Annotated in this window: 11 protein-coding genes; 4 read left to right on the plus strand and 7 right to left on the minus strand. The window is 71.3% G+C overall.

The genetic code is table 11. The annotated features are described in order from the left end of the window. Window position 1: 1 nt before the first annotated feature. Entirely contained in the window at window positions 2-1027 is a 1026-nt protein-coding gene (gene gap / locus WME90_RS38490; RefSeq protein ID WP_437277058.1) for a type I glyceraldehyde-3-phosphate dehydrogenase, read from the minus strand. Between the two features lie 273 nt (window positions 1028-1300). Further along, entirely contained in the window at window positions 1301-1624 is a 324-nt protein-coding gene (gene trxA, locus WME90_RS38495) for a thioredoxin (RefSeq protein WP_437277059.1), read from the minus strand. 356 nt (window positions 1625-1980) lie between these two features. Here trxA and WME90_RS38500 point away from each other — a divergent pair, with 356 nt between their 5' ends. After that, window positions 1981-2703: a polyprenol monophosphomannose synthase gene (locus WME90_RS38500; RefSeq protein ID WP_437277060.1), complete on the plus strand. Its 723-nt coding sequence runs from the start codon at window positions 1981-1983 to the stop codon at window positions 2701-2703. 33 nt (window positions 2704-2736) lie between these two features. Here the strand turns inward: WME90_RS38500 and WME90_RS38505 are convergent, their stop codons facing one another. After that, window positions 2737-4122, minus strand: a complete 1386-nt coding sequence (locus tag WME90_RS38505) for a serine/threonine protein kinase (RefSeq protein ID WP_437277061.1) — start codon at window positions 4120-4122, stop codon at window positions 2737-2739. A gap of 148 nt (window positions 4123-4270) precedes the next feature. Between WME90_RS38505 and WME90_RS38510 the strand changes: the two genes are divergently transcribed. Both WME90_RS38510 and WME90_RS38515 read left to right on the plus strand, forming a co-directional pair. Continuing rightward, the gene (locus tag WME90_RS38510) at window positions 4271-5173 is read left to right on the plus strand and encodes a slipin family protein (RefSeq protein WP_437277062.1); all 903 of its coding nucleotides are present in this window, start codon (window positions 4271-4273) and stop codon (window positions 5171-5173) included. After that, on the plus strand, window positions 5170-6141 hold the full coding sequence (locus WME90_RS38515; protein ID WP_437277063.1) for a hypothetical protein: 972 nt from the start codon (window positions 5170-5172) through the stop codon (window positions 6139-6141). Before WME90_RS38510 ends, WME90_RS38515 begins: the two co-directional genes overlap by 4 nt. 12 nt (window positions 6142-6153) lie before the next feature. On the opposite strand, the gene WME90_RS38520 is transcribed toward WME90_RS38515, so the two are convergent. From WME90_RS38520 to WME90_RS38530, 3 genes are all read right to left on the minus strand, one after another. Further along, complete coding sequence (locus WME90_RS38520) at window positions 6154-7395, minus strand: STAS domain-containing protein (RefSeq protein ID WP_437277064.1); 1242 nt, start codon at window positions 7393-7395, stop codon at window positions 6154-6156. Between the two features lie 225 nt (window positions 7396-7620). Continuing rightward, the gene (locus WME90_RS38525; RefSeq protein WP_437277065.1) at window positions 7621-8238 is read right to left on the minus strand and encodes a hypothetical protein; all 618 of its coding nucleotides are present in this window, start codon (window positions 8236-8238) and stop codon (window positions 7621-7623) included. A 178-nt stretch (window positions 8239-8416) separates the two neighbouring features. Then, window positions 8417-8800 carry a hypothetical protein gene (locus WME90_RS38530; RefSeq protein ID WP_437277066.1) on the minus strand — a complete coding sequence of 128 codons (384 nt, stop codon included), beginning with the start codon at window positions 8798-8800 and terminating at the stop codon, window positions 8417-8419. Between the two features lie 463 nt (window positions 8801-9263). Between WME90_RS38530 and WME90_RS38535 the strand changes: the two genes are divergently transcribed. After that, the gene (locus WME90_RS38535) at window positions 9264-11150 is read left to right on the plus strand and encodes an APC family permease (RefSeq protein ID WP_437277067.1); all 1887 of its coding nucleotides are present in this window, start codon (window positions 9264-9266) and stop codon (window positions 11148-11150) included. Window positions 11151-11274: 124 nt separating this feature from the next. On the opposite strand, the gene WME90_RS38540 is transcribed toward WME90_RS38535, so the two are convergent. Further along, the gene (locus WME90_RS38540; RefSeq protein ID WP_437277068.1) at window positions 11275-12234 is read right to left on the minus strand and encodes a gluconeogenesis factor YvcK family protein; all 960 of its coding nucleotides are present in this window, start codon (window positions 12232-12234) and stop codon (window positions 11275-11277) included. Between the last annotated feature and the right edge of the window lie 42 nt (window positions 12235-12276).

Genomic DNA, 12276 nt, shown 5'->3' on the forward strand with positions numbered 1-12276 from the left:
ACTACGCGCCCTTCCTCGCCACGAGCTGCGCGAGGTCGATCATGCGGTTCGAGAAGCCCCACTCGTTGTCGTACCACGAGAAGATCTTCGCGAAGCGATCGCCGAGGACCGACGTCATGGTCGCGTCGAACGTGCTGGACGCGGGCGAGCCGATGAAGTCGCCCGAGACGAGCTCCCGATCGGTGTAGTCGAGGACATCCTTCATCGGCCCCTGCTCGGCGGCCTGCTTCATCGCGGCGTGGATGCTCTCCTTCGTGATCGGCTTCTCGGTCTCGAGGGTGAGGTCCACGAGCGAGACGTCGACCGTGGGGACGCGGACCGCGAGCCCGTCGAACTTGCCCTTGAGCGCCGGGATGACCTCGGAGAGCGCCTTCGCGGCGCCGGTGCTCGAGGGGATCATGTTGACCGCGGCGGCGCGCGCGCGGCGCAGATCGCCCTTGCGGTGCGGGATGTCGAGCAGGTGCTGGTCGTTCGTGTACGAGTGGACCGTCGTCATCAGGCCGCGGACGATGCCGAAGTTGTCGAGCATCACCTTGGCGATGGGGGCGAGGCAGTTCGTCGTGCAGGAGCCGCACGAGATGACCGTGTGCTTCTGCGCGTCGTAGAGCTCGTCGTTCACGCCCATCACGACCGTGAGGTCGTGGCCCTTGGCCGGCGCGCTGATGATCACGCGCTTGGCGCCCGCGTTGATGTGGCCGGCGGCCTTCGCCTTGTCCGTGAAGAGGCCCGTGCACTCGAGGACGATGTCGACGCCGAGGCTCTTCCACGGCAGCTCGGCCGGATCCTTCAGCGCGAGGACCTCGATCTTCTGGTCGCCGATGCTGATGTGCTTGTCGCCGGCGCCGACCTTCGCCGCCTTGAACTCGCGGTGGATCGAGTCGTACTGGAAGAGGTGGGCGAGGGTCTTCGGATCCGTCAGGTCGTTGATGGCGACCAGTTCGATATCCTTCACGCCGCGCTCGTAGAGCGCGCGGACAATGCAGCGTCCGATGCGTCCAAAACCGTTAATTGCGATCTTCGTCGCCATCACGAACTCCTGGGAAAGTGGCCGGCGCGATTCGTAGTCACCTCGCGCGCGACGGTCAAGCAAAGCCTCAGCCGCAGGGCGCCGGCGATGTGGAGCGCCGGCCCCCTGCCTGCCCGCACGACGCCGGCAGCGGCGCCGCGGCCGGCTGGCCGGAGAGGCGCGTCGCCGGGAGGGCTTCGGTCGGTATTTGGGGTGTGTTCGGTCTGTGGGAAGGGGAGCGCCGGCGCGCCCGGGCTCTGTCGCGCCGGCGTCCGGGTCACGCGCGGCCGCGGATCAGACGCCGAGCTCCTTGAGGAGCTTCTCCTTGCTCGCGACGCCTGTGTACGAGCCCGCCTTCTCGCCGCCCCGGAACAGGATGCAGGTCGGAACGGCGCGGACGTTGTATTTCTGGGCGAGCTTGGGCGCCGCGTCGATGTCGAGCGAGCCGACCTTCAGCGTGCCCTGGGACTCGGCGGCGATCTTTGCGACGATCGGCGCGAGCTGCTTGCAGGGCCCGCACCAGGTAGCCGTGAAGTCCACGAGCACGGGGATGGGGGAGTTGAGGACCTCGGACTCGAAATTCTCGTTGGTGAGGGTGAGGACGTGCTCGCCTGCCATGATTGTCTCCGTCGGTGCCGCGCTGTTCATGTTCGGAGCCGCGCCCGTGATGCGCGGGGCGCGCCCCGTGAGTTGACCGAGGCTGCGCCAGCCTATCGGCCCGATGCAGAGCGGACGCCCTGTCGGGAAAGGAAAGTACCCGGCGCGCACGCCTCCGGCAACCCACAAGGCGCCGGCGGCCGACCCCGCGGAACCTTCCGCCTGCGCCGTCGGTTTGGTAGATCGTCCGGCCCGGAGCGCCGGTGCTGGCCGACGCAGCGGAGACCTGAGCGCGAGCGGACGCCCGCGAACACGGGGCGCTGCGCGGCGCGCGCGATCACGCGTGCGAGCGCCCGCTCGCGCGGCGCCGAGCCAGGATGGCCCCCCGAACCCTCATCATCACGCCGACGTACAACGAGCGAGACAACCTCGCAGAGTTCGTGAGCTCCGTCCTCGCGACGGCCCCGGACGCGCACGTGCTCGTCGTCGACGACGCGTCGCCCGACGGGACAGGGGCCCTCGGCGACGAGCTCGCCGCGCGCGACGGGCGCGTCCGCGTGCTCCACCGCGCGGCGAAGCGCGGGCTCGGCACCGCCTACCTGGAGGGCTTCCAGCGCGCGCTGGACGGCGGCTACGACGTCGCGTTCGAGATGGACGCCGACCTCTCGCACGACCCGCGCCACCTGCCGGCGTTCCTCGACGCGATCGCCCGGGGCGCCGACGTCGTCCTCGGCTCGCGCAACATGCCGGGAGGCGGCGTGGAGGGCTGGGGGCTCGGGCGGCACGCGCTGTCGAAGGGCGGCTCCCTCTATGCGCGGACCATCCTGGGCGTCGGCGTCCGCGACCTCACGACCGGCTACAAGGCGTTCACGCGGAGCGCGCTCCTCTCGCTCGATCTCGGCAGCGTGCGCTCGAACGGCTACGCCTTCCAGATCGAGACCACCTACCGCGCGCTGCGCAAAGGGCTCCGCGTGGTCGAGGTGCCGATCGTGTTCGTCGACCGCCGCGCGGGCCGCTCGAAGATGAGCCGCCGGATCTTCGCCGAGGCGATCGTCGAGGTCTTCCGCCTGAAGCTCGACGCCGCGCGCGGTCGCATCTGACCGCCGGGTCCGCGGCGCGAGCGCGCGCGGCGCTCAGCGCTCGCCCGTTCGAGGAGGCCGCGAGGCTGAGTGCGTCCGGCCCCGCTCGTCGACGTCCAGCTCGTCGAGCTCCTCGTCCAGCGCGTCGTCGTCGTCGTGGATGCGCGATCGACCGGGGGCGTCCTGCTCCTCGAAGCGCACGCGCGCCGCCGCGCCTTCGCCGCGCTCGGCAGCGGCGTCGGGCGCCGGGCGCCCGCGGACGACGCGGGTGGCGCGGCGCAGCGCGAGATCGGCGACCCGCCCGGCCCTGCGCACGTTGGGCGCGGCCTTCTCGCGCAGCACGCGGCCGAACACCAGCGACAGCAGCGTCAGCACCGTCGGGACGATCACCCCGAGCGCGAGGCCGACGGCGATGCGCGCGACGGTGAGGCCGAACAGCGCGACCAGGAGCGGCGGGCCCACCAGCCCGCGATCGAGCGACGGGCGCCCCTCGTGCCGGCGCGCGCGTCGCTCGTCTTTGCGCGCGCGCCGTGCGTCCTTGCGCGCGCGCCGCTCGTCCTTGCGCGCGCGCTTCTCCTCCTTGCGCGAGCCGCGCTCGGCGGAGCCCTCCACCGGCTCGCCGGCGCGCGGCGTCTCCGGGCGCGCGCCGCCCGCTTCGAGCCCCGCGAGGAGCGGCGCGATGCGCGCCGCGCGGCGGTCCGGGTCGGGCTCCAGCATCGCGGAGAGCGCCCGGACGAGGCGCGGATCTCCACGGCCTCCGAGGGCCGCGGGCACGTCGATCGCGAGCCCTCGGTGCGGCAGGTTCTCCGGCTCCTCGCCGGTGAGCAGGCAGAGCGCGGTCGCGCCGACGGCATAGACGTCCGACGCGGGCAGCGCGCGGCCCTGGAACTGCTCCGGCGCCATGTACCCGAACGTGCCGACCACGGTGCTCCCGCCCTCGGGGCGCATGCGATCGCGGACCGCGCCGAAGTCGACGATCGCGAAGGAGCCGTCGGGCCGGCGGATCACGTTGTTCGGCTTGATGTCGCGGTGGATGACCGGCGGCGCCCGGCCGTGCAGGTAGTCGAGCACGCCCGAGGCGTCCCTCAGGAAGCGGAGGATGTCGTCCTGCCCGAGCGTCGCGCGGCGACGGCGCATCGCGCCCAGGCTCTCGCCCTCGATCTTCTCCATCACCAGGAAGAGCGCTCCGTCCTCCTCGAAATGATCGAGGTAGGCCGGCAGGCTCGGGTGCGAGAGCGACGCGAGCACCCGGGCCTCGCGCTCGGCGAGCTCCACGCTCTTCCAGCTCGAGGCGCCGCGGATCTGGAACCGCTTGATCGCGACGAGCTTGCCGAGCCGTTTGTCGATCGACTCGAGCGTGTGCCCCTGAGCCCCTTCGCCGAGGGCGCGCGTGACCACGTAGCGCCCGTCGCGCAACGTCTGGCTCGGCTCGGCTCCCATCGAGGGAGCGAGAGTACACCGCCCGGACAACGACACCAGGACGAAGCCGCGCCTGCGCGCCCGCGGGCGCCGTGAACGCCGCGAACGCCTGCCGACGCGAGCGCCGCGACCGCGGCCAGCGCCGGGCGCTCTGCTAGAGTCGCAGGCGATGTCCCTGATCCTCACCGTGCTCGGGCTGTTCGCCGCGCTGTACCTGCTGTCCGGGCTGCGGCAGATCAACCAGTGGGAGGCCGCGCTGCGCTTCACGCTCGGCAAGCTGACCGGCCGCGTGTCCCCCGGGGTGACCCTATTCCTCCCTGGGATCCAGGAGCTCCGCCGCATCGACACGCGGATGAAGAACCGCGATCTGCTCCAGCAGATGGTGATCACCCGCGACAACGTGACCACGATGGTCGATGCGGTCGTCTACTACCGCGTCGTCGATCCGGAGAAGGCCACGCTGGCCGTCGAGAACTACGAGACGGCGATGAAGGACCGCGCGAAGGTCGTGCTGCGCGACGTGGTCGGCGAGACGCGGCTCGACGAGCTGCTCGCGCACCGCGAGGAGGTCGCCGCCAAGGTGCGCGCGCAGGTCGAGACGGTGGCGGCCGCGTGGGGCCTGCACGTCGAGATGATCGGCCTCCAGGACATCGCGCTGCCGCCCCAGATGCAGGAGGTGCTCGCGAAGGGCGCGATCGCCGAGCGCGATCGGCGCTACGTGATCATCAAGAGCGAGGCGGACGTGGAGAGCGCGAAGAACTTCGCGGAGGCGGCGAGCATCCTCGCGCGCTCGCCCGGGGCGATGGAGCTGCGCCGCTTCGAGGCGCTGGCGAACCTGAGCCAGGGCAACACCAAGGTGATCTTCGACCTCGCGAAGCCGTACGACGACGTGCGGCACGCGGCGGCCGCGATCGCCGAGGCGGCGGCCACCGAGGCGAAGCCCGTGCGCGTCCCGCAGGGGCAACGCGCCGTCGACGCCGAGGCGCAGCGCGAGGCCGAGGCGGCCCTAGAAGCGGACGAGGCGCTCGAGGAGCAGCGGACAGCGCGGCGCGGGCGCCTGGGCGGGGCGTGATCCCGGCGCTGACCGCGCTCAAGGCTGCGGTCGCGGCGCTGCTCGAGGCGCGCGGCGAGCGCGGGCTCTCCGCGCTCGTCGCCGGCGGCGAGCTCACGCTCGCCGCCCCGCTCCAGCGGTGGACGCTGGGGTCGCGCGAGGTGAGCGCGTCGCGCCTCTCGCTCGCCGTCGACGCGCCCGAGTTCGCGGCGCTCACGGCGGATCCCAGCCGCCTCGCGGCGGTGAAGGAGGCGTTCGCGAGCGCGGTCCGCACGCCGGAGACGGAGCTCGCCGATCTGTCGCTGGTGCTGCGCCTGCCCGGCGTGGGGCGCGGGTGGAGCCAGATCTACCGGGAGGCCGCCCTCCCGGCCTCGCTGGAGCGGCCGGATCCGGACGCGGTGCTCGGCGGCGCGGCGGCCCTGCTCGAGGCGTCGGGCGACGCTCGGGGCGCGGCGATGCTCCGCCGCGCGCGGCTCGAGTCGGCGCCGCTCGCCGGCGGGGGCGCCGCGCTGGTGCGCTGCGTGGTGCGGCTCGATCCGGCGGATCGCGCCGCGCTCGACCGCGACGGCGATCGCGCGGAGCGGCTGCGGCGAGCCGTGCGCGACGCGGGGACGCGCGCCTCCGAGGCCGTCGCCTCCGTGGAGCTCGCCACGGCGCTCTACCCGCTCGGCGCCGCGCCGGGCCCGCTCGGCGGGACGGCGGCGCCGGAGGCCCGGCTCGCGCGGGCGCTCGCGGCGCGCGGCGCGGTCGCGGTGACCATCCGCCGCGGCGACGACGGGCCGGATGGCGAGGGCGTGGAGCTCGCGGTCGTGGCGTCCGGAGAGCTCGTGCGCGTCCGGATCACGGCGGCCCCGGAGCGCGAGCGCGGGCACGGCGGCTGGAGAGCGGAGGAGATCCGCGCGATCACGGTCGCAGCCCGGGACCTCGCGACGCCGGAGCAGACGGCGGAGCTCGCCGCGCTGCTCTGCGGCGGCGGCGAGCCCCCGTGACGCGCGGCGCGGTCAGCCCGGCGCCGGCAGGCCGCGCGTCGCGCCGCCGCCGGCCGTCGCGCCGCCGTTGCGGCCGTCGCGTGGCGCGTTCTCCGGGCGGCTCATGCTCCGGATCGCGTGCTGGAGCGCCGCGCGCAGGTTACGTTGCGTGTTGAGCTGCGAGAGGTCGAGCCCGAGCGCTACCATCGTCTGGGCGACGTTCGGCTTGATGCCTGCGACGATGCCGTCGGCCCCGAGCAGCCGAATCGCGGTGACGAGCTGGATCAGGTGGCTCGCGACCTTTGTGTCGACCACCTCGACGCCGGTCAGGTCGAGGATGGCGAAGCGCGCCTGTTTCTCCGCGATCTTCGAGAGCAGGCTGTCCATCACGTCGGCGGTGCGCATGCTGTCGACCGTCCCCACCATGGGGAGCGTGAGCACCCCGTCCCATACCTCGATGATCGGCGTGGAGAGATCGCGAATCACCTTCTGCTGCGCCTCGATCTGCTGCAGCTGGGCGCGGAGCTCCTGCTCCGTCCGCCGGGACTCCGAGATGTCGAACGACAACCCGAGCAAGCCGCACACGTGCTCGCCGCGCTCGTCATGGAGCGGAGTGACCCAGTTGTCCCAATAGACACCGTTCGTGTCCGTCCGAAAGCGGCGCACCGTCCCGTCGAACCAGCTGTGCATGTCGTGGTCGACGTCTGGCACCTCGACGACGGACGCTCCTGGCTGCTTCCCATAGAGCTCGATCCAGTTGACCCCCAGGAGCTGCCCGGGCTTGAACCCCGCGTTCGGGAGCGCCTTGCCGTCGTGATAAAAGCAGATCCCATCGCGGTCGAGGGCCCAAAACGCCAGCTTGTCCACGTGATTGACGAGGCTGTCCAGGATGCGCGCCTTGTCGCGGACAATCGTCAGCTCCTCCCCGGCAAACTCGGGTGTCGCCCGGAGCGACCCGAAGACGGCGCTGCGATCGGACGAGCGCTTCGCGTTGCACAACAGAGGACGGTGCGCCCCGCGCGCGTCGCGGAGGCGGACGCGGAAGGAGACAGGTTCGCCGGTCTGCTCGAGCTTCGCCCACGCCTCGAGCAGCGCCGCGCGATCCTCCGGGTGAGCGAGATCTGCGAGCGTCGAGCCCCCCTCGCTCGCCGGGCCGATGACCGCCCGCAGGGCGTCGTTCTCGTGGAGCAGCCCGCCCGCCGCCGAGGCGACGAAGAGCAGCTCAGGACAGCTGGCGAAAAATTCAGCGAATAGGGCAGTCGAAGCAGCCGTCATCACGCGAGCCCTCTCCACGGGATTCAGAGAGGCAGGAGAGTACAGCACGCGACGCTCTCGGGGGAAGGTGTCCTCGCGTCGATGGGATGTATGGCACAGGCGCTCTGCCGCAGCGGCCCACGGCGACCGACCACAGACGACGACATCTACAACGACGTATGAAAGAGAGAGACGAGACGCGCATCGCGGGCGACCGGGGGCGGGAGGAAAGCTGCGGTAGCGCGCTCACCGCTCCGCCGACCGCTCGGCGAGCCACGCCGGATACCCCTTCGATTCGCCGGACGTGAGGCGGAGATCGGGCATCTCCACGAACACCGCTCGGCCCACGGCGTAGAGCGCTTCTAGGAGGATCGTCGGCGGACCGAACGCTTCGAGCCCTAGCGACCACGCCGCAGGAGCGGCCTCGCCCTCGCCGTCCGCCAGGGCGACGCGTGTCAGCTCGACAGCACACCCGGCCCCGGGGCGCTCACCGTCCGTCACCTCGACGGCGCGTCCGCCCACCACCCCGAACACCCTCACGCGGCGCTCCTTCGTGACGGTCATCCACTCGCCGTCATCGGCGTCCGTCGACGCGACACAGAGCTTGGTCCACCGCTCCAGCTCGCCCAGCACCGTGGGAGAGAGATGGACGGAGCCGAAGGCGCAGACCCGGAGCTTGATCTCCAGGCTCTTCGGCCCGCCGCCGCGCTTCTTGATGCCGAGATCGGCGCGACGGAGGCGCCGGTAGCGGTCCTTTCGCGGCGGCTCGGAGAACGCGCGCGAAAACCACGACCCGAGCCGCGCCGCCCGAGCGTCCTCTGCAGGCAGGAACCAGCGGACTTCGATGCTCTCCAGGATGTCCATAGCGTCCTCCCGACCGCGCTGACGGCGCGTGCGCACCGCCGCCCTCATGATGCCAGAAGCGGAGGCAGGTGTGCCATCGGCGCGTCGGAGGTAGGGACAGGTCAGGCCGGCGTCCGCCGGAGCTTGCACGGCTGCAGGCGGGCGAGCGCCCCCGCGTGCGCCGCAGCACGTCCCCGGCTCAGGCCCTCGACGATGCCCGGTACGAGTCGGACACGACCTTCTTCGCAAAGTCGATGATCGGCTCCCTGGGAACGTTCTGGATCGCGTACTTGACCGCGTAGCCACCGGCGAGGACGGTGAGCTGGCGCAGGATCTTCGAGCTGGCGAGCACACCGATCGCAAACGCCGCTCCGCCGATCGCGATCGGAACGATATACGGCACGTCCTTGACCTTGGCGTGGATGTCCTTGGCGAACTTGAGCAGCATATCGAGGCTCACCGCGCCCTCGCCGCCCTGCGTCGGCTGCGCGCCAGCCTCGTGCGCGCCAGGCTCGTGCGAGCCGCCCTCGTAAATCCCGTTCTTGTACCCGCCCGAAGCGTACTGTTCATTACCGATGGTCATAACGCTCTACCTCATTCTGAGATGATCAGCCCGTGAAGTGGCGATAACTCCCGGCTCCATGCGAAGCACATACCAGCGGGAGCGCCGCAGCGGCTGACGCCCAGCACGGTGAGCCCGCGCGGCCCGATCCGGCAGCAGGCGAGCCGCTTGCTCCAGCGGCGGGCGCGCTCGCAGGCGAGGGCGCCCGCCTGCGATGAGGCAACTTGGCCGGGCGTGGCAAATGATCCCACCTTGAGCGATTCGCGCGACATCACCCCGCGTCGGCGGAGAGGCTCTCCGTGCAAACCTCGAATGCGGCTGGCTCCGCCCATGCGCAGCGAGGCGCCGCTCGTGCTCGACCAGCACCGCTGAGAAGCGCACACAGAGCGCCTGGATCGTCGTGTGCGCGCGGGCCTCCGCCCGACGCTCGCGCGCGCGATCGAGCTCACTCCCGGCACACGCCTTGCGTGAATCGCCTGAACCCATGTCACTGACGACGGTGCTGTTCGGCCGGCGGCTCGCTTCGGATGAAGAGGAGAAGGAACAGATCGGTCCGCTCTCCGGGATCCCGGTCCTGGGCCTCGACGCGCTCGCTTCCGCGTCGTACGGCCCCGAGGCCGCGCTCACCGTGCTCCTCCCCCTCGGCGTGCTCGGCGTCCACTACATCGTGCCGCTCAGCGCCCTGGTCATCGGGCTGCTCGCGATCGTCTACGTGTCCTACCGCCAGACGATCGCCGCGTACCCGAGCGGCGGCGGCTCGTACATCGTCGCGAAGGAGAACCTCGGCACGCGCGCCGGCCTCGTCGCGGCGGCGGCGCTGCTGATCGACTACGTGCTCAACGTCGCGGTCGCCATCTCCGCAGGGGTGGGCGCGCTCGTCTCCGCCGTGCCCGCGCTCCTGCCCCACACCCTGGGCCTCTGCCTCGCCGTCCTGGCCCTGCTCACCGCGGTCAACCTGCGCGGGCTCCGCACCGCGGGCCTCGTGTTCCTGGCGCCGACGTACGCGTTCCTCGGCTGTCTCTTCGCTGTGATCGCGATCGGGATCGGGAAGACGATCCTCCACGGAGGGCACCCGCCGCCCGTGGTCGCGCCGCCCTCGCTGCCGGTCGCGCTCGGGACCGCGAGCCTCGGGCTCCTCTGCCACTCTTTCGCGAGCGGGTGCACCGCGATGACCGGCGTAGAGGCCGTGAGCAACGGCGTCCCTGCCTTTCGCAAGCCGAGCAGCGCGCAGGCGCGCCGGACGCTCTCGTACATCGTCGCCTCGCTCGGCGTCCTGCTCGCCGGGATCGCGCTCCTCGCGCGGGCGTACGGCATCACCGCCACCGAGCCCGGCAAGAGCGGCTATCAGAGCATCATCTCGCAGATGGTGGGCGCGGTCGTGGGGCGCGGCCCGTTCTACTACGTGACGCTGGCCGCCGTGGTGGCGGTGCTCATGCTCTCCGCCAACACCAGCTTTGCCGACTTCCCCCGCCTCTGTCAGCTCCTCGCGATCGATCGCTTCCTGCCCGAGCCCTTCATCCACCGCGGCAGGCGCCTGGCCTTCTCCTACGGCATCGGCGTCCTCACCGGGCTCTCGGCCCTCCTGCTCGTCGTCTTCCAGGGCATCACCGACGCCCTCATCCCGCTCTTCGCGGTGGGCGCGTTCCTCGCCTTCACGATGTCGCAGGCGGGGATGACCGCGCACTGGCGCAGGGTCCGCGGCAAGCGCTCCCGGCTTCACCTCGCCGTCAACGCCACCGGCGCCACGGCCACGGCCGCCACGCTCGTCGTCATCATCATCTCGAAGTTCGCCGAGGGTGCGTGGATCTCGACCCTGCTCGTGATGGCGGCCTTTCTCATCTTCTGCAATGTGCGACGGCACTACAAGCACATCGACGAGGAGGTTCGAGCCCACGCGCCGCTCGACTTCACCCCCTCTCCGCCGCCGATCGTGGTCGTCCCGGTTCGGCGCTGGGATCTCGTGGCGCAGAAGGGGCTCCGCTTCGCGCTCCGGCTCTCGCCCGAGGTCTACGCGCTCCAGGTGCTCCTCGACGATCCTCGCGTCGAGGACCTGAGCGGCGAATGGCACGCTCTCGTGGAGGAGCCCGCGAAGGAGAAGGGGGTACCGGCGCCGCGGCTGGCGGTGGTGCGTTCCCGCTACCGGCGGCTCTTCAGGCCGCTGCTCCGCTTCGTGACCGCCCTCGCGCACGCCCACCCGGACCGGCAAGTGGCGGTCGTCGTGCCGGAGGTGGTCGAGTCACACTGGTACCATTACCTGCTCCACAACCACACGGCATCGATCCTCAAATGGCTCCTTCTCTTCCGTGGCGGCAAGGGCGTCGTGATCGTCAACACGCCCTTTTATCTGCACGACGCACCGAATACGGCCTGATCGTCGTGCCCGGCCGCGCCGGCCCGAGGCGGCTGGGCCGGCCCGGCGGCGCCGCGTCCCGGCAGCGCGCGGCGGGTGCCGCGCGTCGCGCGGGGCCAGGCGCGGCGGGAGCTCTGCCGGGGGCTCACCACCACGATCGCTGGCGGGCGAGCGAGACGATGGCGGCCGAGAGCTTGTGCGGGTCGTGGCGGATCAGCTTGCCGCCGAACAGCAGGTCGGCGGGGACGAGGAGGTCGGAGGCGAGCGGTTTGTCCGGCGAGGTGACGACCGGCTCGGAGCCGGCGGAGGCGTACTCCTGGAGGCTCTCGGAGGGCCAGACGTCGTTGACCAGCACCGCGTCGAGCCGCGCCTCGCCGAGGTACATGGCGATGGTGCCCACGAAGTCCTCGACCGTGTAGCCGGGCGTCTCGTTGGGCTTCGTCATCAGGTTGCACACGAACAGCGCGCGGGCGCGGCTCGCCGCGATGGCCTCGCGCACGCCCTTGACCAGGAGGTTCGGAACGAGGCTCGTGTAGAGGTCTCCCGGCCCGACGATGATGAGATCGGCGTCCGCGATCGCGTCGAGCGCCGCTGGATACGCCACGGCCTCGGGATCCAGATAGACCGAGAGCACCGGCGCATCGAGCATGTCGGAGAGGTTGTCAATCGACGCTTCCCCGCGGATGGTCCTGTCGTTCTCGAGGTGCATCACGAGATCGACGTGATCCATCGTGACCGGGAGAACGCGGTTCTTGACCGAGAAGATCTCGTGCAGTCGCTCGACCGTGAGGGGGAGCGAGTCGGTGATCTCCTGCACGGCGGTGAATATCAGGTTGCGCAGGGTGTGCCCGCCGAGGCTCCCCGAGCGGAAGCGGTGGCCGAGCAGCTCCTTCAGCGCCTCCGGGTGCTCGGACAGGGCGACGAGGCAACGCGTGAAGTCGCCCGGAGGCAGGAGGCCATACTCGTCCCGGAGCCTGCCGGAGCTCCCGCCCGAGTCCATCATGGTCACGATCGCCGTGATCCGGGCGCTCAGGTCACGCAGACCCGTGAGGAGCGTGTAATGGCCCGTCCCCCCTCCCACGGTCACGATCTTCGGCGTCGCCATCGGGGAGCAGGCTACCATGCGAACGAGCGGGGCCGATACCGA

It is taken from the genome of Sorangium sp. So ce375 (assembly GCF_051473855.1).
Lineage (GTDB): Bacteria > Myxococcota_A > Polyangia > Polyangiales > Polyangiaceae > Sorangium.